Source organism: Nocardia sp. CDC519 (assembly GCF_059509835.1).
The window spans coordinates 4075102-4093870 of record NZ_CM183377.1 but is presented as its reverse complement, the minus strand read 5'-3'; the positions used below and the strand labels follow the sequence as shown (position 1 = coordinate 4093870).

Sequence of the window (18769 nt, the reverse complement as noted above, 5' to 3'; positions counted from 1 at the left end):
ACCTGACGCGAGCGACGCTATGTCGACAGTACGACCGGCCGCATCGGTCGATCGACTGGTGTGTGGCGGCGGTGTACGGGGCCGAATGGGTAACCGGGCGCCCGGGCCTACAGCCGGAACTGCGCGAGATCAGCTCGGCGGGTGATTCCCAGCTTCGGGTAGGCCTTGTACAAGTGGTGGCCGATGGTGCGCGGGCTGAGAAAGAGCCGGGCGCCGATTTCCTTGTTGCTGTATCCGGCGGCGGCCAGGCGCACCACCTGCGTTTCCTGCGGCGTCAGCTGGGCGAGCGGATCGGTGCGCCGCGGCGCGGTCGGTGGGTCGCCGAGTGCGGCGAGTTCGGCGTTCACCCGCGCCAGCCAGGCCCGGGCGCCGAGCTGGTCGAACGTGTCGAGCGCCTCGGCCAGTTGAGTGCGCGCCTCGGAGCGTCTGCGGCGGCGGCGCAGCCACTCGCCGTAGACCAACTGGGTTCGCGCGCGATCGTAGGGACCGCCGTGCTTGTGGTGCTGTGTCAGCGCCGTCGCGTAGAGGTCACCAGCGTCGTCGCCGGTCGCCAGTAATGCGCGGCAGCGCGATCGCAGCGCCGACGGCAAGGCGGTTCCGACGCTCTCGGCCCACTGTTCGAAGTCGGCGAGGTGATCGCGGGCCCGCTCGCGACGACCAGCACGCACGGCCGCCTCGACGTGGTCGGGTACCGCGCGAATCAGGAAGTCGTATGCGGCGGGCCCGGAGCACACGCTGTCGAGACGGTCGAGCGCGGCCTCGAAGTCGCCCGCGGCCAGATCCGCGATGGCAACTCCCCATTCGGCGAGCGCCGCATGTGTGCGATGGGTCGCGGACAAACTCGCCCGGATCTCCCCGGCCAACGCCCGACACTCCTCTCCGCTCACCGCCGCCAGCCACACCTCGATCGCCCGCAGTGCGCCCGCCTCGATCGGCATGCCGATCTCCTCACTGAGGGCTATCCCCTCGGCCGCAGCGGATCTGGCTTCGCCGAAGTCCCCGGAGAACATCTGCGCGAGCGCGGCCACTTCGAGCCCGTACGGCACCCAGTGCAGCTCGCCGATCGCACGCGCGCCCGCGATCATCTCGTCCATCACGGCGGCCGCTGCCGCGTCGTCGGCCAGCATCAACGCGCTGAACGCGGCGACCACCTTGTGCAGATCATCGACCGTATCGCCCTGCGCGGCAGCGACTTGCGCGGCCATCACCTCGACGGCTGCCGCGGCCGCACCGCCGAGCAGGTCCGCCCAGGCGATCTGGGCGGCCGCGTGCGGACGCAGCGGCGAATCATCCGGAAGCCGAAGGGAATTCAACAGCTCGGTGCCCCGAAGCAGGAGGGCACGGTCGGCCGCGTCACGCGCGCAGCAGAGCGCTTCGGCCAGGAAGAACGACGCGCGTTCGGGATCGACGTCCACGATCAGTTCGGCAGCCCGCAGGCTGAGTTCGGCATCCGCGGCGGGCGAGGTGCGCTCGTATTCGACCTGGGCTCTGATATGCGTTGCGTCCGCAATGATTCCGAGGTCGTCGGTGAGCGCGGCGGCTTCGGCGGCCAGCCGGGTCGCGCGGTCCGGTTTGCCCGCATCGTAGGCGGCGCGCGCGGCCAGCAGTATGCGATTGGCCTTGCGCTCCGGGTCCACGCTCAGCCGCCCGGCGCGGTCGTAGGCCGCCGAGACCGCCATGGCACCGCCCCGCGCCTGCTGCCGGCGCGCGGTCTGCTCGAGCACAGCGGCCACGCTCTCATCGGGCTTCGTGGTGGCCGCCGCGAGGTGCCAGGCGCGGCGGTCGGCGTCCGCCGGCGCGGTCAGCGCCACCGCGAACCGCTCGTGCACGGCGATCCGCTGATGATGCGGCGCGTTCCGGTAGACGGCGGCGCGGATGAGTGGATGCCGGAACTCCAGGCGATCGCTGTCCACGCTCACCAGTCCGGCGCGCTCGGCCGGCTCCAGATCCACACCCGACAATCCGAAGCCGGCGGCGACGCCGAGCACCGTGCCGATATCGGTGCCGCTGTCGGCCGCCGCGATCAACAGCAGAGTGCGGGTGCCCTCGGGAAGGTCGGCGATCTGCGCGCGGAAGCTCTCCTGCACTCGTGAGGTGGCGGCCAGCGGGCCGACTTCATGGCCTGGATCCAATCGCCCGCTGGTTTCCGCGGCGCGGCGGGCACTACCCAGTTCCTGCAGAGCCAGCGGATTACCGGCCGATTCCGCCAGCACTCGCTCGCGGCCAGGCACGGTGAGGCCCGGCGTGTACCGATCGAGCAGTTCGGCGGCTGCGGCCCGGGGCAGACCGGTCAAGCGCATGCTCGCGATGCCAGGAGTCGGGAAGGGCACCGCGGTGTCACGCACCCCGAGGATCATCGCAACGGCGTCCTCGCCGAAACGCCGGGCGGCGAACAGCAGTGCGTCGATGGAGCTCTGATCGACCCACTGGGCGTCGTCCACGAGCAGCAGCGTCGGCGTCTCGGCGGCCAACTCCGCGAGCAGCGTCAATGTCGCGGCGCCGACCAGGAAGCGGTTGACCTCGGCCGCCTCCGCCTGGCCGAACGCCGCGCGCAGGGCCGCCGCCTGCGGTCCGGGCAGCCGGTCGATCCGATCGGTGAAGGGGTTCAGCAGCATATGCAGCACCCCGAACCCCAATTCGGCCTCGGATTCGACACCGACACCACGCAGTACCCGCATGCCCTCGGCCGCTTCACCGGCGTACCGGAGCAGCGCGGACTTCCCGATGCCCGCCTCCCCGCGGATAGCCAGCGCACGGCCGTGCCCCGCCATCGCGTCGGCCAGCAGGTCACGGATGCCGACCTGCTCGACGACCCGTCCCACCAGCATTCGGTCAGCATAATCCCGGTCGGTGGGCGCGACCGGGGTCGTCCAGCCCGCATGGGCGCCGGGCGGTCCGGAGAGCCGAGCAGTGGAATCGGCCGATTGTTCCCACCGCAGCCGCGCGAGAGCGGGCCGGGCGGCAGCGCGATCGTCGTCGCGCGCCCGACCATGCTCGCTGTAACAGCAGTTCCCGGTCATGACGAACGGCGCTCGGACCACCACCGGACACTCCGCACGACCGGAGCGACCACGAGGGCGCCTCACATTCGCCCGGACCGCGTCGTCGGAGTGCTGAAGCCATGCGTCGGTCGCCAGGAATGGCGATCGCGGACGGAAACTCGAACGGAGACATGATGACGTCGAATGAGCGGGAGATCCGGGCGCTGCTGGCGAGCCGGACCGAGGCACAGCGCGCGAAGGACATCGATCGGCTGATGTCGTTCTATTCGCCCGACATCGTCTACTACGATGCCGTCGCACCGCTGCGGTTCACCGGAACCGATGAGGTGCGCCGCAATTTCGTGCGATGGTTCGACGGCTATGACGGTCCTGTCGGCCTGGAAACCCATGACCTGTCCATCGTCGCGGACCGTGATGTCGCATTCGCGAATATGCTCCACCTGGACTCGGGTAAACACAAAGGCGGCATCGAGCTGTCGATCTGGGTGCGAGAAACCGTCTGCCTGCGGCGCTCGGACGGTCAATGGTCGATCACACACGAGCACATTTCGATCCCGTTCAGCCCGAAGAACTTCCAGATCTGGGTCGCCACCGAGAAGGACTCGCCCGTCCGGGGCGGCAGGACGATCTTTCATCTGGCCGTCAGCGGCTTGGCCGCTCGTTTCGGCCTGCGCAGACGGCTGCCGGACCGGCCACAATGATCGGTCCGAACTCGAGCGAGCACGGCCGGATGCATCCGCCGGACGGCTCTACCTCGGCTCGTGAACGCGAGCACATGCCGTGCTCCGCCGGTGCCGGTCCTCAGACGGTGGCGATCACCGCGCGGATACGGTCTTCGAGCTGCGTCGGCGAACCCGTGTAGTGAAGCGTCCGCAGGCCCACCTGGGCGGCGGCCGCGCAGTTGTCGGCGCGGTCGTCGATGAACAGGACCGCCCCGGGATCTGCGGCACCGGTGGCGGCGAGCGCCTTTCGGTAGGTATCGGGGTGGGGTTTGTTCATCCCAAGGCGGCACGAATAGAGGGCATCGGCCATCGCCGTGCGCCAGTCGGCGGCGTCGAGAGCTTCGCTCACCGGATGAGGTGCGTTGGACAGCAACACCATCGGCAGTCCCGCACGCTCGATGCGGTGCAGCAGCTCGACGACCCGGTTGTCGGTATGGGTCCACATGGCGGCGTCGACGGCGCGGAGCCGGGCGAGCCGGACCGGGTCCGGGCGGTGGCCGAGGACGGCGGTCCAGAAGTCGGCGTCGTCGAGGGTGCCGGAATCGTAGGGTTCGCGGGCATCCCAGAACGCGCTCTGGAAACGTGCGAGATCGTCCGCCCGATCGGCAAGCTCGGCGAGCTCGCCCCACATGGCCGGGGTGGGTTGCAGGCCGATCACACCGTTGTAGTCGAAGATCACCGCGTCGAGTTCCGCGGTCTGGTGCAGGGGTTCGATGGTCATCGGTTCTCCAGGACTCGTGGGGACAGGAAAGCCACGGCCACGGCGAGGGCCGCGGGCAGCAGGAGGGCGAAGGGCAGGGTCGTCGCGGTCGCCAGGGCACCGATAGCGGCAGGGCCGGCGAGCAAACCCAGGTAACCGGTCACCGCCACCGTCGCCACTGCGCGCGGACCACCCGCCCCTGCCGCGCTGAACAGCGACGGAATGGTGACCGACAGGCCGAGACCGAACAGCGCCCAACCGGCCAGCGCGACCGCGATCTCGGCGGATATCGCGCCGGCGAGTAGTCCGGCAGCGGCCAGGATCGCCCCGGCGCGAACGATTTTCGGCCCCCCGAAACGGATCGTCAGCCGATCGCCTGCCAACCTGCCTGCTGCCATGGCCGCGCTGTACCCGGCGAAGGCCGCGGCACCGAGCGCCGGTGAGGCACCGAGATCGGTCAGGTGCACAGCCGACCAATCGGCGGCAGCACCTTCGCCGAGCAGGCATGCGGCCGCCAGCGCGCCGAGCAGCCAGATCCGAGCGGCCGGGGACTGTGTGCTCTCCGGTTCCGCATCGCCGTCGGGTATCCGACCGCCGAGCTCGCGGGTGATCGGCGCGGCCGTCACGGTCGTCACGATCGCGACGGCGGCGATACCGAGGAAGAGATAGGTGTGTGACATGTGCGCCGTGGCGACGGCGATGGAGGCTCCGCCCAGCGCGCCTAGACTGTAGGCCGCGTGCAGGCCCGACATGATCGGGCGCCGACACGCCCGCTCGAGGTCGACAGCAGCGGCATTGGCCGCGACATCCAGCACCCCGTGCGCGGTACCGAAGACCAGCGCCGCGGCACCGGCCGCCACAACGTTGCCGCATGTTCCGAGTAGCGCCAGACTCATCGCGAAACCCAGGCCGCCGCCGGTCAACAGAGCCGGCAGCCCGTACCGCCCGGCGAGCCGCCCGCCGACCCGCAGGCCGGCGATCATCCCGATGGCCGCGGCGAGCAGCACCGCCGCCAGACCCGCGGTGTCGAGTCCCGCCGCGTCCTGCACGGCGGGGATCCGGGTCCCCCACACTGCGGTGACGACGCCGAGCCCGGCGAAGTATCCGGTCAGGAGGGCGCGGTCCCTGGCGAGAGCACGCGGAACGGTCCGCGGGTTTCCGGGCGGCGGTGCGCCGACGATGGTCATGACAGCTCCAACAGGGTGTAGCGCGCCGATTCCCGCGGCGAATTGCGCACCGAGAAATCGACACCGGGCAGAGTGGTGTGGGCCGCCATTCCGAAATGGAGTAGGCGGCAAGAATGCGAATGGATTTCGGAGCGAATCCACAGCGATTCGTTTCGTCCGACGTTTCGGAAAACTACCAGCACACCCGGCTCCCCACCATCCGAGACGAGACGTCGTGATCCGCTTCATAATCCACCACGCGCGGCTCTGATCCGAATGGGCTGTTGCCACGCTCGGTGAACATGGGCAATTGCGACTGAACCGATTTCGCCGAACCGGATCGGACTGCATTCGCGGCCCGCTACCCCATAGCAGCCAAAAATTCATGGACCGGCAGCGGAATTCATATCTTCCGTTGAACAATGCGAAATATCGTTGCGGCTTTGATCTCGGCAGGCGCGCCGCCGACGCTCGCCGTATTCGTTACGGCCCGCCGGCGGACGGCGCGGCGAACTCTGGCCTGCACCACGGTGGGACCGTGCGACCCCGCGAGCACGGCAGTTACCGGATGTCACCGGTGAGAGCGGCCAGGCGATCGGCGTACGGGCCGGTGGGGTTCCAGGTCCCTTCGAACGGGCCGAGCCGGGCGCCCTCGCGGAGGAATCGGACCAGGTTTCGCGGCCGTGTGCGACCGAGGGTGAGCGCCGCGAAATGCCCGTCCGTCCGATCCGCCGCTTGCTCGTCCCGCCAGGCGGTGAGCAGGATCTGCCGGCGAATGGTCGGTATGCGAAGCCTCCCCATTCCCTCGAGGAAACGAGACAGCCGGAGGCGCGGTCGAGCGTATCGACGAGTTCCGCCTCGACTGGTCCGACAAGCGGTACGCGCTGCACCATGAACACGACGAAACGACTCAAGGCTCACGCTCTTCATGAGCATGAGCCTTGTATCGAGTGGAGTGGAGCTAAGGGGACTCGAACCCCTGACCCCCACACTGCCAGTGTGGTGCGCTACCAGCTGCGCCATAGCCCCGAGTGGTGTGCCGCCGGTGTTCCCCGGCTGCCTGAACGAAGTTACACCACGTGGGGACCGGGAACCAAATCGCCTCGATACGGGGGTTGAACGGCTGGTCAGGGGGCCAGGTCGGCGACCCAGTCCTGGTTGCCGACGTCGATCTTGGTGGTGCCGTCGAAGACCGAGGGGGTGGCGGCGTCGTCGTCGAGGAGGGTGGTGAGGTCGGCGTCGGCTGTGACGGCGTTGATCTTGGCGGCGTCGAGGCGGGCGCCGGTGGTGATGCAGTCCGCGGCGGCCGGGGTGGCTCCGGTGTCCCGGGCGAGGGCGGCCAGATCGTCATTGCTGAGGTCAGAACCGCCTTCTTTGGGCTGGCGGGTGGTGAACAGGGCGTCGTGGAACGCGGCGTAGGTGGGGCCGGAGCCGTCGGCGGCGACGCATTGCAGGGCCGCGATGGCGCGGGTGGAGTAGTCGCCGCTGCCGGATTTGTCGTCGAGGAAGTTGACGAAGCGGTACCGGATGGCGAGTTTGCCTTCGTCGAGCTTCTGGGCGATTTCCTGGCCGAAGATGTGCTCGAGCGCACCGCAGCCGGGGCACAGCGGGTCCTCGAAGACGTCGATGATCTTGGTCACGCCGGGGCGGCCGAGCACGATGGCGCCGTCGGGCTGGACCGCGGTCACTACCGCGGCGTCACGGACGGTGCCGTAGCCGTCGTTGCGGATCTCGGCCTCATCGTCCATCCAGCGGTAGGCGAGGAAGACGAGCAGCCCGATGAGGACCAGCGCGACGGCGCCCAGCGCATAGGTGGTCGTGCTGGACATCGGCCGGGGCGTGTAGTTCGACGGCGAAGTGCTCACCCGAACCACTTTGCCTCGAGGCCGGGCCGGCGGCTGCCGCACCCGCCGCACAGGCGAGTTCTATCGCCTGCCCTTCGCCTCACTGTCGGCGTGCACGACCTGCTCGACGGAGTTCGCCGCCACTCCCCCGCCCGGCCCGCCGTCACAGGTGCAGGGCGCCGCGAGTTGATCGGCTTCCTCGTCGACGGTCTCGATGCGTTTCTCCACCCGCACCTCGCCGCGCCGCATCGGCTCGGGCACCACCAGCCAGGCCACCGCGGCGACGGCCAACAACCCACCGGTGACGGCCAGGCCCACTCCGAAGTTCAACCGCTCGGCGATGAAACCGACCACGATCGGGCCGAGCACCGCGCCCAGATCGGCCGACATCTGGAACCCGGCAAGCACCGGCCCACCGCGCACCTTGGGGCCGATGATGTCGGCGACGGCGGCCTGCTGCGCCGGAGTGAACATGCCGGAACCGAGTCCGGCGACGAACGATGACACCAGCAGCCAGAGCACGTCGGGCGCCACACCGAGGCCGGCCGTGCCGATCGCGCAGACGGTGGTGCCGATGATGAGGAACGGTTTGCGGCCGAAGCGGTCGGAGAGCTGACCGGAGAAGAACAGCACCACGGCATTACCCGCCGCGAACACCGTCAACGCCACCCCCGCCATGCCTGCAGGCTGTTCCAGCACCTCGACCACCAGCAGCGGCACCAGCGCCATACGCACACCGAACACGGCGGCACCGTTGGCGAAGTTGGACCACAGCACCGCCCGGTATTCCGACCGCGCGAGCCCGTCGCGGAAACTCATGCTCGCCGGCGCGGTCTCCGCGGTCTCCGGCGCGGCCAGATGTGAATTGCGCAGGTTGAAGTACACAACGGCACAGGCGATGAGCAACGCGATCGCATAGATCAAAAACGGCGCGCGCAGCCCGAACTCGGCCAGCAGACCACCGATCAAGGGCCCGGCCAGCGAGCCGATGAGGAAGCTGGTCGACCACAGACCGGAAATGCGGCCACGCTGGTCCGAGGGCGACATCCGGATCAGCAGGGCCAGCGATGACACCGTGAACATGGTCGAGCCGATACCACCGGCCGAACGCAGCACCAGCAGCTGCCAGTAGGTCTGCGCGAAGGCGCTGGCGCCGGTCGACACCGCGACGATGAGCAGACCGCTGGTGTAGACCCAGCGCTCGCCGAGCTTCTGCACCAGCCGTCCGCTCATCGGCGCGAATAGCAGCCGCATCAGGGCGAACGCGCTGACGATCGCCGAGGCCGCCGCGAAACCGACGCCGAAGCTGCGCGCGTACTGCGGCAGCACGGGCGAGACGAGGCCGAATCCGATGGCGATGACGAACGCGGCCCCGACCAGGACCCAGATCTCGCGGGGTAGAGCTTTCGAACTAGCGGTCACCCGATAGAGCTTGCCCCACCAGTTCCTCGGCGGCCGCTTGCACCTGCTCGAGATGCTCGGGACCGTGGAACGACTCGGCGTAGATCTTGTACTTGTCCTCGGTGCCCGAGGGGCGTGCCGCGAACCACGCGTTCTCGGTGGTGACCTTCAACCCACCCAGCGGCGCGCCGTTGCCGCGCGCGCGAGTGAGCACCGCGGTGATCGGTTCGCCGGCGATCTCGGAGGCACTCACCTGCTCGGGGGCCAGTTCGGCCAGCAGCTTCTTCTGCTCGGCGGTGGCGGGTGCGTCGACGCGGGCGTAGGCGGGGCTGCCGTAGCGGCGCTCGAGTTCCACGTACCGCGCCGACGGGCTCTGCCCGGTGACGGCGGTGATCTCCGCGGCCAGCAGGGCCAGCACGATGCCGTCTTTATCGGTGGTCCAGACGCTGCCGTCCATCCGCAGCAGCGAGGCGCCGGCGCTCTCCTCACCGCCGAAAGCGAGGCTGCCGCTGAATAATCCGGGCACGAACCATTTGAACCCGACCGGCACTTCGTGCACGTCACGGCCGAGCACACTCACCACCCGGTCGATCATCGACGAGGTCACCACGGTCTTGCCGATCTTGGTGAGCGCGTCCCAGCCCATTCGGTTGGGCACGAGGTATTCGATGGCGACGGCGAGGAAGTGATTGGGGTTCATCAGCCCGCCGTCCGGAGTGACGATGCCGTGGCGGTCGGCGTCGGCGTCGTTGCCGGTGGAGATGTCGTAGTCGTCCTTGATCGACACCAGCGAGTTCATCGCGAACCGGGAAGACGGGTCCATCCGGATCTTGCCGTCGGAATCCAGCGGCATGAACCGCCACGTCGGATCGACCAGCGGGTTGACCACCTCGAGCTCGAGGTCGTAGCGCTGACCGATCTCCTCCCAATAGTCGACGCTGGCCCCACCCATCGGGTCGGCGCCGAGCCGGATGCCCGCGCCGCGGATGGCGTCGAGGTTGAGCACGCTCGGCAGATCGGCGATGTAGTGATCGAGATAGTCGTAGCGCTCGACGGTGGGCATGGCCTGCGCGAGGGTGCCGCGCTCGACCTCGGCGAGGCCGCCGCGCAGCAGTTCGTTGGCGCGCTCGGCGATCGCGTCGGTGGCGACGGTGTCGGCGGGACCGCCGTGCGGCGGGTTGTACTTGATGCCGCCGTCGCGCGGCGGGTTGTGCGAGGGCGTGACGACGATGCCGTCGGCCTGATGCTTGGTGCCGCCGCGATTGTGGCGCAGCACGGCATGACTGAGAGCAGGCGTCGGGGTGTAGCGGTCGCGCGAATCGATCATCGCCGTGACACCGTTGGCGGCGAGCACCTCGAGCACCGTGGTCCAGGCCGGCTCGGACAGGGCGTGCGTATCGCGAGCCAGATAGACCGGACCGGTGATCCCGCGGGTGGCGCGGTATTCCACGATGGCCTGGGTGATGGCGAGGATGTGCGCCTCGTTGAAGGTGGTGTCCAGGCTGGACCCGCGATGGCCCGAGGTGCCGAACGCCACCAGCTGCGCCGGCTCGGCGGGATCCGGGATCCGGGTGTAGTAGGCGGTCACCAGACCGGGGACGTCCACCAGGTCGCTCGGGCGTGCGGGCCGTCCGGCTCGATCGTGCGCCATGCTGGGATCTCCCTTCCGGGTTGGCTGTGCCCGGCTCGTCATCAGAATCATGTGAACAGCCATTCGGTCACGGACGCGGCGGCGAACACCACGGCCAGGCAGGTCGCGACACTCAGCACGATGTTGCCGAGGGCGTAGCCGTACGCACCGTCGGACACCAACCTGATCGTCTCGAAGCCGAACGTGCTGAAGGTGGTGAGCGCACCGCAGAATCCGGTTCCCGCGCCCGCCAGCAGCCAGCCGTTCGCCCCCGCCCCGATCAATGCACCGAGCAGCGCCGAACCGACAATGTTAACGGTCAACGTCCCCAAAGGCAGCATGGAATCCCAGCGGGCCGCGACGGCGCGATCGATGAGGTATCGCGCAGGGGCGCCGAGCATTCCGCCCACCACCACCCAGATGGCCGTCATCGGCGCACCGCCGGCTGCCAGAGTTCGACATCGGACAAGGTCACGGTCACCGTGTCGAACAACTCGGCGTTGTCGTCGACGAAAGCACGCAACCGCGCGGCATCGTCGACGATCATCACCATCACCGGTAGTTGTTCGGCCAGGTCCAGCAGCCGGACGGTATGGATCCGGGAGGACGCGCCGTAACCCTCGACACCACGCCACACGCTGGCACCGGGCAGCCCGCCGTCGCGGGCCCGGCGAACGATCTCGTGGTACAGCGGGCCGTGCCGCCAGCGTGCGTCTTCGCCGAGCAGCAGTACCAGCCGCGCGGCGTGCGCCCACTGCCCCGCACCGCCGATCGCCTCGGTCATCGCTGACCCCCTTCCGTGCCGTTCACCTTGTTCACCGCACACTTCCAGTTACCCACCGCGCAGCCGCCATCCCCGCAACCACTGCCGCCAGGCAGGTCACCATCGTGGCACCGAGATAGCCGAGCCCCATACCGACGGCACCCGATTCGAGCAGTGTACGAATCTCGGCACTGTAGGTGGAGAAGGTGGTGAATCCGCCGAGCACACCGACGCCGAGGAATGGGCGCAGCAGCCTGTGGGCTACCCACACTTCGGTGATGAGAACCATCAGCACGCCCATCGCGGCGCAGCCGATCACGTTGACGGCGAACGTCGCCACCGGGAACCCCTCCGGACGCGTCGGCAGCCAGACCGCGAAACCGTAGCGCGCCAGCGCACCGAGCCCGCCGCCGAGCGCCACGACGAGCAGTACCCGCGGATCGGCGATCCGGGCTTCGGCCCGCGATGACACGTCCCCAACCTCCTGTCCGAGCCCGATGACCGGCCGCGTCGGCGCCCCGGCGTCCACCGTGACGCTATCGGCGGCAACGGCACCGGCCGACGGCGCGACTGCTCGGGCGGCGCCCCTCGTTGACACACCGACCGGCGCGCAGTACGAATCGACTGAGGTCTTCGCCGAAGACCCGACGCAGTCCACAGCCTCGTCTCGGAGTCGGTGATGGCGGCACCGCGGAGTTCACGAATACGGCGACGCCGGCACCGGTCCGAGCGCCACGCCGCACCCGAGCAAACGTTGAGCATACGGCATTCTCCGGCGCGTCGGGCGAGTCTGATGATCCGCCGTCTGACCCTCGCGCTCTTCGTCGCGTCCGTGCTGGCACTGGGCGGCAATCCCGCCGTGACGATGACCATCCACCCGGCGACCGAAGGCGAATCCTTCTACTCGGCGCCCGCCGATATCGGCGAATATCGGCCGGGGGCGGTGATTCGCAGTAGGCAGGTGAGCGCCGCCGGATTCGCCGGTGCCACCGGCTGGCAGTTGGCTTTCCGCAGCACGGATTCGCGCGGGGAGCCGATTGCCGCGGTGACCACGGTGCTTGTGCCCGCGGGCGAGGTGCCGGACCGGCCGCTGGTGTCGTATCAGCCGTTCGTCAACTCGCTCGGGCCACGCTGCGCACCTTCGCATTCGCTGCTCGCCGGGACGCTGCGCGAGGCTCCTGCGGTGAATCTGCTGTTGGCTCGCGGCTGGGCGGTCGCGGTGCCCGATCACCTCGGCCCGGACAGTGCCTATGGCGCCGCGCAATTGGGCGGGCGGATCACCTTGGACGGGATTCGCGCGGTCCGGCAGTTCGATTCGACCGGACTCGACGACAGTCCGGTGGCGCTGGCCGGCTACTCCGGTGGCGGCATGGCCACCGGCTTCGCCGCCGCCCTTGCCCCGGACTACGCGCCTGAACTGCCCATCGCCGGCGCGGCGGCGGGCGGGGTACCGATGAATCTGGGTGCGCTGGCCGGTGATCTCGGCGATCGGCCGAATCCGATGTTCGGTCTCGGTTTCGCGGCGGCGGTCGGTCTGGCTCGCGAGTATCCGGCGGTCTCCCTGGATCGGTATCTCAATCCTGCCGGGAAGGCGTTGCTCGATCGCGTCGACGACGCCTGCGCGGACGAGATCATCCGGGCCGCAGCGGGCCTCGCCACCGATGACGTCTTCACCGAACCACCCACCGAAGATCCCGCCGCCGCACCGATTCTGCGGGACAACAGTCTGGAGACCTTCACCGGTGTTCCCACCGCTCCGCTGTATCTATGGCACGGCACGGCCGACCTGATCTCGGTGGCGCCGGTGCGGCGGACGGCCGAACGCTATTGCGCAGCAGGCACTCCGGTGCAGCTGGATCTGCTCGTCGGCGCCGACCATTCCGGCGCCGTCCTGCCGGGCGCGTTACGAGCGCTCGACTTTCTGGAGGGCCGTTTCGCCGGGGCACCACCGCCGCAGAACTGCTGAGCTCCCCCGCTACCGCCGCCCCGCCGATTATCGAACCACACCGCCGAGCGCCACCGCTCGCACCGCGAATATCCGGCACGACGCAACACGAGCGACGACTCTCGTCGGCGAGCGACCGATACAGCACTGCCGCCCGCCGAGCCGGAAGCCCTACGAGCGGCAGTACTTTCGAGCGAACGATCAGTGCGCGAGCACCAACTCCCCTTCGGCCGGCGCGGGCGCGGTGTTGGGCAGCAGCACGCCCGTCACCACGGCGCCGATCACGAAGATCGCGGTGGCCCACCAGAAGCTGGTGGTGTAGCTCTCGATCGCCGATTGCGCGATGGTGAGCTGGTCCGGGGTCCGGCCGGCCAGGTAGTCACTGGCCGCCGAGGCCGCGATGGTGCTCAGCAGCGCGGTGCCGATCGAGCCGCCCACCTGCTGGCTGGTGTTGATCGTCGCCGAGGCGACGCCCGCATCTTCGTGGTGCACCCCGGCCGTGGCGCCTTGGAACGCCGTCGCCATCGCGCCACCGAGACCGAGACCCATCAGGATCAGGCCGGGCAGGATGTGGGTGGTGTAGCCGGTGTCCAGGCCGATCCGGGTGAGCCACGCCATACCGGCCGCGGCGATCAGGAATCCGGCGCTGACCACGACCTTCGGCCCCAGCTTCGGCAGCAGCAGCGACGGTGTGGTGGTCGAGGACACGATCATCGCGGCCACCATCGGCAGGAACGCCACACCGGTGGTGATCGGCGAGTACCCGAGGGTGAGCTGCATGTAGTAGGTCAGGAACAGGAAGATCGCGAACATCCCGATGCCCATGACGAACACGGTGAGGAACGATCCACCCCTGGTGCGATCGAGCACGACGCGCAGCGGCAGCAGCGGGTTGGCGACCCGGGTTTCCAGCCAGACGAACACCGCAAGCAGCGCCGCGCCGCCGAACAGGAAGGCCAGGGTGACCGGGTTGGTCCAGCCGTCGGTCTCGGCGTGCGAGAAGCCGTAGACGATGCCGAACAACGCGGCGGTGACCACGACGGTGCCCGGGATATCGAGCTTCGGCCGTTCGGTGACGGTGTGCTTGGCCAGCAGCAGCACCGCGCCGACCAGCGCGACGGCGGCGAAGGCCAAGTTCACGAACATCACCCAGCGCCACGAGGCCCACTCGGTGAGCACGCCGCCGAGCAGCAGGCCGATGGCGCCGCCGGTACCGGCGACCGCCCCGAAGATGCCGAAGGCCTTGGCCCGTTCGGACGGTTCGGTGAAGGTGACCGTCAGCAGCGACAGCGCCGCGGGCGCCAGCAGCGCGCCGAACACACCCTGGCCGATGCGGGCGCCGACCAGCATCTCGAAGTTGGTGGCCGCGCCGCCGATCGCGGAGGCCACCGAGAAGCCGACCAGGCCGACGATGAAGGTGTTGCGCCTGCCGAACAGGTCGCTGAGCCGGCCACCCAGTAGCAGCAAGCTACCGAAGGCCAGCGCGTAGCCGGTGATGACCCATTGTCGGTCGGCGTCGCCGAAGCCGAGATCTCGCTGCGCCTCGGGAAGCGCGATGTTCACCACGGTCGCGTCGAGCACGACCATGAGCTGGGCGACGCCGAGGACGGCGAGCACCCACCAGCGCAGTGCGTGCGAGCCACGCCTGCCTGACGTCGGTTTTTGCTGCGGGTCCGGCCCGCGTTCGATGGTGGTGGTCACGTCGCCCCTCGTTGAAAAATAAACGGAGGTGGTTCCTCCGGTTATCTGGAACGCTACCACAGTAACGGAGGAGCTGTCTCCACTTAATCCCGCCGCTGATAGCATGAGGGTGTGAATCCCGCCACGACCATGCCTCCGACCCGGCGTTTGCGCGCCGATGCCGCACGCAATCAGCAGCGCATCGTCGAGGCCGCGCGCCAGCTGTTCGCCGACCACGGACTCGAGATCACCCTCGATGACGTCGCCGAGCGCGCGGGGGTCGGCGTGGGCACGGTCTACCGCCGGTTCGCGAACAAGAAGGAGCTCATCTCCGAGGTCTTCCAGCAGCACCTCGACGAATTCGCCGAAACCGCAGAGGAATGCGTCCGCCACCCGGACCCGTGGCAGGGCCTGGTCGATTTCTTCGAGTACGCGTGCAGGCATATGGCGACCAATCGCGGGTTCAGCGAGGTCATGCTGGAATTCGAAGACGATCTCGAGCAGTTCAGCTGCGTCCGCGATCGGATCAAGCCGGTCGTGGCCAGGATCGTCGATCGCGCCAGGGAGGCAGGCGCGCTGCAACCCGATGTCGTGGCGTCGGATTTCTTCGCGATGGTCCACATGGTCGACGGACTGGCGGAGTTCGCCCGACCGGTCAACGACCAGGTGTGGCGGCGCTACATGGCACTCGCCCTCAACGGCGTGCGCACCGAACTCGTGCCGCGACGGCCGTTGTCGATTCCGCCGCTCGACGACAACGAGGTCGAGCAGGCCAAGGCCGCACTGTGCACCGGCCGCCGCCGCTGATCCCAGCACGCTAGCGATCGCACCGCGGGTAGCGCAGGTCACAATCCATCCCTTACAGTTGGACATGTGACCAATTCGTGGATGAACTGGGCCGGCGATCAGAAGTGCGCGCCGGCGTCCGTCGCGGCTCCGCGCAATCGCAACGAGCTGGCGGACCTAGTGGGCCGGGCGGCGGACGCGGGGCAGCAGGTGCGCGTCGCGGGCTCGGGGCATTCGTTCACCGACATCTGCCTGACCGACGGGCTGCTGCTGGATCTGTCGCGGATGAACCGGGTGCTCGACGTCGACCGCGACAACGGCCTGGCCAGGGTCGAGGCCGGTATCACCCTGCACGCCGCGAGCCCGGCGCTGCACAACCACGGGCTGGCCTTCCCCAACCTCGGCGATATCGATGCCCAGACCATCGCCGGAGCCACCGCCACCGCGACCCACGGCACCGGTGCCACCCTGCAAAACCTTTCGGCCGCAGTGCATTCGGTGGAGTTGATGCGCCCGGACGGCAGTGTCGTCGAGCTGAACGAACAATCCGATCCGGACGGCTGGCGGGCGGCCCGGGTGAATCTCGGCGCACTCGGCGTGATCACCGCGATGACGTTGCGGCTGGTGCCCTCATTCGTGCTGGAAGGTATCGAGCGGCCGGTGCCGGTCGAGGAAGTGCTCGACGACCTCGATACCTATGTCGAGGGCAACGACCATTTCGAGTTCTACATGTTCGCGCACAGCCCGATCGCCATGACCAAGCGCAACAATCGGGTCGATCTCACCGAGCAGCCGCGTCCGGCGCTGGTGGACTGGTTCGCCGATATTCTGATGTCCAACTACACCTTCGACGCGCTGTGCCGACTCGGCCGAAGGCAGCCGCGGCTGGTGCCGTGGATCCACCGGGGCGCGGCCTATGCGGGCAGCTACCGCCGCCAGGTGGACCGGTCCTATCGGGTGTTCGCCTCGCCGCGCCTGATCCGCTTCACCGAGATGGAATACGCCATCCCGCGCGAACATTCGGCCGAGGCCATCCGCGCGATCAAGGAGCTGTCCACCCGCTACGACACCCCGATGCCGATCGAGGTGCGCTGGGTGGCTCCCGACGACGCGTTCCTCTCCCCCGCGGGCGGCCGCGACACCTGCTATATCGCCGTGCACATGTACCAGGGCATGGATTTCGAGCCGTACTTCCGGGCCTGCGAGGCGGTCTTCGACCGCTTCGACGGCCGCCCGCACTGGGGCAAACGCCATTTCCAGACCGCGCAGACGCTGCGTGGCAGGTACCCGGAGTGGGATCGGTTCGCCGAGGTGCGCCGCCGCTTCGACCCGAAGGGCGTGTTCGCCAACGCCTATCTCGACCGCGTGCTCGGACCGATCGGCTGACGTCGCGGCGGTATCAGGTGCATCGTCGCCCACCCGGACGGCTTGGCCCGGGTGGCGCCGAAGGTGGTGAAGGTGGCGGGCATCGCGGATGGGCCGGGCCTTCGCCGGCGTAGCTGTGTGGGCTCACCGACCCGGACGACATCGCAGGGCCCGGCGAACGCGCACGCTCGCCCGCATTCCAGGCGCCAGCCGAACGGCATCAGGTGCACGCGTTCGCCGCGCTCCTCCAGTCGTTCGGCGATCTCCTCGACGAGGTCGAGGGTGTCGGCCAGATGTGCGAGCAGATCCGGCCCGGACATCGCGGCGCGGCCCGCGCCGCTCGGCAGCACCGGAGACCCGTTGATCACCACATAGGCCGCCGCGCTCTGCGCGATCATCGCCTGGATCGCCCGGACGACCTCGCCCGAGGGTCCGCGCTCGCCCGGCTCGACATAGATGTGCAGTAGTAGGCAGTCGTGGAAGGTGCGCGCCACCGCGACCGACGCCGGTGCCAGCTCGACGGCGCAGGGCCCGGGGTCTACCGGCATGTATTCGAAACAGTGCCAACGACTACTGAGAATCTTCACCCATACCCCTACCGCGCGACCCTCGTCGCCCTTCGGACGCCGGACAGACGAAAATGTAGTGATGCCGGCCCCCGCGCGGTTGTCGGCGAACGCACGAACTTTGCGCTCCGGCGCAGAACGAACCGCGCGACTCGGCCCGAAACCGGACGTCGACGACATATCCTCGGCTGCACGGGCGATACAGCCGAGGCCCGGTCCACCCACGGCACGGAACGGAGTCTGTGATGGTAGGTGAGGCGGTAGTCGAGGAGGCGTCGACGGCGGACGTGGACCCTCGCGAACGTGTCGACTACTGGGCCGAGCTGGTCGATTCCTTCCAGGGTGTGCGCTTGAGCTACGAGTTCGGCTCGGCCACCGATTTCTACGGCCGGATCCGGCGCCACCGCACCGACACCTATCAGATCGTCGGCCGGGAATCCGACCCGATCGTCTACACCCGCGCGGCCACCCACATCCGCGCCGATCCCGATGACGACTATCGCCTGGTCATGCCACTCACCGGGCGCTTCGACCTGAGCAGCGAGGGACGCAGCGGCTCGCTGCGGCCCGGGATGAGCAGTCTGATCACCATCAATCGGCCGCTGTCGTTCACCGCGTGCAGCGGCACCCACGGGCTGATCATGACCATTCCGCGCCGCGAGATCCAGCACCGGCTCAACCGTGCCGAACCACCCGCACGCCCACTCGACCTCAGCACCGGCCTCGGCCGGGTGGCCGCGACCATGCTGACCGGACTGTACGAGGAGGTCGGCGCGCTCACCGCGGCCCAGTTCGATGCGGTGGCCGAGCGGCTGGTCGATCTGATCTGCATGCTCGCCCTCGGCTCGGCACCGACCACGGGCAGCCACCTCGGCGAGGTCGAATCGGCTGTGCGGCACTACATTCGCCGTCACGCCGGCAATCCGGAGCTGTCCAGCGCGCAGATCGCGCGGGCTCTCGGCTGGTCGGTGCGCCAGGTCCAGCTCGCCCTCCAGCAGGCGGGCACCACCCCGCGCGAACTCATCCGGGAAGAGCGGCTACAGCTCGCACATGCCCGGCTGCGCAACCCGGCCTACCGGCACACCAGCGTCACCGATATCGCCCTGGGACTCGGTTTCGGCTCGGTGAGCAGTTTCAGCACCGCCTTCCGGCAGCGTTTCGGGTCGACGCCGAGCAGCGTTCGCGAATAGCGTTCCGAT

The 18769-nt window shown here is 68.7% G+C and carries 17 protein-coding genes and 1 tRNA gene; 5 read left to right on the top strand and 13 right to left on the bottom strand.

What is annotated here, in order from left to right:
- Positions 1 to 107: 107 nt before the first annotated feature.
- Positions 108 to 2828, bottom strand: coding sequence for a helix-turn-helix transcriptional regulator (locus AC5W7N_RS18325; RefSeq protein WP_495921918.1), 2721 nt, complete (start codon positions 2826 to 2828; stop codon positions 108 to 110).
- 347 nt (positions 2829 to 3175) lie between these two features.
- On the opposite strand from AC5W7N_RS18325, the gene AC5W7N_RS18320 reads away from it, so the two are divergent.
- Positions 3176 to 3703 carry a YybH family protein gene (locus AC5W7N_RS18320; RefSeq protein ID WP_194990750.1) on the top strand — a complete coding sequence of 176 codons (528 nt, stop codon included), beginning with the start codon at positions 3176 to 3178 and terminating at the stop codon, positions 3701 to 3703.
- Positions 3704 to 3803: 100 nt separating this feature from the next.
- Here AC5W7N_RS18320 and AC5W7N_RS18315 read toward each other — a convergent pair whose 3' ends face one another.
- The 10 genes from AC5W7N_RS18315 to crcB all read right to left on the bottom strand — a co-directional run bounded on the left by AC5W7N_RS18315 (position 3804) and on the right by crcB (position 11700).
- The gene (locus AC5W7N_RS18315; protein ID WP_194990751.1) at positions 3804 to 4445 is read right to left on the bottom strand and encodes an HAD family hydrolase; all 642 of its coding nucleotides are present in this window, start codon (positions 4443 to 4445) and stop codon (positions 3804 to 3806) included.
- On the bottom strand, positions 4442 to 5611 hold the full coding sequence (locus AC5W7N_RS18310) for an MFS transporter (RefSeq protein WP_195006743.1): 1170 nt from the start codon (positions 5609 to 5611) through the stop codon (positions 4442 to 4444). The genes AC5W7N_RS18315 and AC5W7N_RS18310 overlap by 4 nt, the downstream gene beginning before the upstream one ends.
- A 540-nt stretch (positions 5612 to 6151) precedes the next feature.
- A complete protein-coding gene (locus tag AC5W7N_RS18305) occupies positions 6152 to 6391 on the bottom strand; it encodes a hypothetical protein (protein WP_280499341.1) in 240 nt (79 codons plus the stop codon).
- Positions 6392 to 6546: 155 nt separating this feature from the next.
- A tRNA-Ala gene (locus AC5W7N_RS18300) sits at positions 6547 to 6619 on the bottom strand.
- A 98-nt stretch (positions 6620 to 6717) separates the two neighbouring features.
- Complete coding sequence (locus AC5W7N_RS18295; RefSeq protein ID WP_194989598.1) at positions 6718 to 7419, bottom strand: DsbA family protein; 702 nt, start codon at positions 7417 to 7419, stop codon at positions 6718 to 6720.
- A gap of 96 nt (positions 7420 to 7515) precedes the next feature.
- Entirely contained in the window at positions 7516 to 8856 is a 1341-nt protein-coding gene (locus AC5W7N_RS18290) for an MFS transporter (RefSeq protein ID WP_163809723.1), read from the bottom strand.
- The gene (gene pgm, locus AC5W7N_RS18285; RefSeq protein WP_163809721.1) at positions 8846 to 10486 is read right to left on the bottom strand and encodes a phosphoglucomutase (alpha-D-glucose-1,6-bisphosphate-dependent); all 1641 of its coding nucleotides are present in this window, start codon (positions 10484 to 10486) and stop codon (positions 8846 to 8848) included. Before pgm ends, AC5W7N_RS18290 begins: the two co-directional genes overlap by 11 nt.
- A gap of 47 nt (positions 10487 to 10533) precedes the next feature.
- A complete protein-coding gene (locus tag AC5W7N_RS18280) occupies positions 10534 to 10896 on the bottom strand; it encodes a fluoride efflux transporter FluC (protein WP_163809719.1) in 363 nt (120 codons plus the stop codon).
- Entirely contained in the window at positions 10893 to 11249 is a 357-nt protein-coding gene (locus AC5W7N_RS18275; protein WP_490724712.1) for a DUF190 domain-containing protein, read from the bottom strand. The genes AC5W7N_RS18280 and AC5W7N_RS18275 overlap by 4 nt, the downstream gene beginning before the upstream one ends.
- A gap of 31 nt (positions 11250 to 11280) precedes the next feature.
- Positions 11281 to 11700 carry a fluoride efflux transporter CrcB gene (gene crcB, locus AC5W7N_RS18270; RefSeq protein WP_195019838.1) on the bottom strand — a complete coding sequence of 140 codons (420 nt, stop codon included), beginning with the start codon at positions 11698 to 11700 and terminating at the stop codon, positions 11281 to 11283.
- Positions 11701 to 12021: 321 nt separating this feature from the next.
- Between crcB and AC5W7N_RS18265 the strand changes: the two genes are divergently transcribed.
- Positions 12022 to 13194: a lipase family protein gene (locus AC5W7N_RS18265; protein WP_195019839.1), complete on the top strand. Its 1173-nt coding sequence runs from the start codon at positions 12022 to 12024 to the stop codon at positions 13192 to 13194.
- A 180-nt stretch (positions 13195 to 13374) separates the two neighbouring features.
- Here AC5W7N_RS18265 and AC5W7N_RS18260 read toward each other — a convergent pair whose 3' ends face one another.
- The gene (locus tag AC5W7N_RS18260) at positions 13375 to 14874 is read right to left on the bottom strand and encodes an MFS transporter (protein WP_416381967.1); all 1500 of its coding nucleotides are present in this window, start codon (positions 14872 to 14874) and stop codon (positions 13375 to 13377) included.
- A 111-nt stretch (positions 14875 to 14985) separates the two neighbouring features.
- On the opposite strand from AC5W7N_RS18260, the gene AC5W7N_RS18255 reads away from it, so the two are divergent.
- Positions 14986 to 15660 (top strand): TetR/AcrR family transcriptional regulator, encoded by a 675-nt coding sequence (locus tag AC5W7N_RS18255; protein WP_280213744.1) that lies wholly within the window; start codon positions 14986 to 14988, stop codon positions 15658 to 15660.
- A gap of 66 nt (positions 15661 to 15726) precedes the next feature.
- Positions 15727 to 17025, top strand: coding sequence for a D-arabinono-1,4-lactone oxidase (locus tag AC5W7N_RS18250; RefSeq protein WP_195019840.1), 1299 nt, complete (start codon positions 15727 to 15729; stop codon positions 17023 to 17025).
- Here the strand turns inward: AC5W7N_RS18250 and AC5W7N_RS18245 are convergent.
- Complete coding sequence (locus tag AC5W7N_RS18245; RefSeq protein WP_195019841.1) at positions 16992 to 17552, bottom strand: hypothetical protein; 561 nt, start codon at positions 17550 to 17552, stop codon at positions 16992 to 16994. The genes AC5W7N_RS18250 and AC5W7N_RS18245 overlap by 34 nt on opposite strands.
- Positions 17553 to 17815: 263 nt before the next feature.
- On the opposite strand from AC5W7N_RS18245, the gene AC5W7N_RS18240 reads away from it, so the two are divergent.
- Complete coding sequence (locus tag AC5W7N_RS18240; RefSeq protein ID WP_194990108.1) at positions 17816 to 18760, top strand: AraC family transcriptional regulator; 945 nt, start codon at positions 17816 to 17818, stop codon at positions 18758 to 18760.
- Positions 18761 to 18769 lie beyond the last annotated feature (9 nt).

What these genes read in the sequence shown, in the direction of transcription:
- pgm (WP_163809721.1), bottom strand. Translation starts at nt 10,486, where the DNA reads ATGGCGCACGATCGAGCCGGACGGCCCGCACGCCCGAGCGACCTGGTG.
- AC5W7N_RS18295 (WP_194989598.1), bottom strand. Translation starts at nt 7,419, where the DNA reads ATGTCCAGCACGACCACCTATGCGCTGGGCGCCGTCGCGCTGGTCCTC.
- AC5W7N_RS18305 (WP_280499341.1), bottom strand. Translation starts at nt 6,391, where the DNA reads ATGGGGAGGCTTCGCATACCGACCATTCGCCGGCAGATCCTGCTCACC.
- AC5W7N_RS18280 (WP_163809719.1), bottom strand. Translation starts at nt 10,896, where the DNA reads ATGACGGCCATCTGGGTGGTGGTGGGCGGAATGCTCGGCGCCCCTGCG.
- AC5W7N_RS18315 (WP_194990751.1), bottom strand. Translation starts at nt 4,445, where the DNA reads ATGACCATCGAACCCCTGCACCAGACCGCGGAACTCGACGCGGTGATC.
- AC5W7N_RS18275 (WP_490724712.1), bottom strand. Translation starts at nt 11,249, where the DNA reads ATGACCGAGGCGATCGGCGGTGCGGGGCAGTGGGCGCACGCCGCGCGG.
- AC5W7N_RS18240 (WP_194990108.1), top strand. Translation starts at nt 17,816, where the DNA reads ATGGTAGGTGAGGCGGTAGTCGAGGAGGCGTCGACGGCGGACGTGGAC.
- AC5W7N_RS18265 (WP_195019839.1), top strand. Translation starts at nt 12,022, where the DNA reads ATGATCCGCCGTCTGACCCTCGCGCTCTTCGTCGCGTCCGTGCTGGCA.
- AC5W7N_RS18320 (WP_194990750.1), top strand. Translation starts at nt 3,176, where the DNA reads ATGACGTCGAATGAGCGGGAGATCCGGGCGCTGCTGGCGAGCCGGACC.
- AC5W7N_RS18310 (WP_195006743.1), bottom strand. Translation starts at nt 5,611, where the DNA reads ATGACCATCGTCGGCGCACCGCCGCCCGGAAACCCGCGGACCGTTCCG.
- AC5W7N_RS18245 (WP_195019841.1), bottom strand. Translation starts at nt 17,552, where the DNA reads ATGCCGGTAGACCCCGGGCCCTGCGCCGTCGAGCTGGCACCGGCGTCG.
- AC5W7N_RS18325 (WP_495921918.1), bottom strand. Translation starts at nt 2,828, where the DNA reads ATGCTGGTGGGACGGGTCGTCGAGCAGGTCGGCATCCGTGACCTGCTG.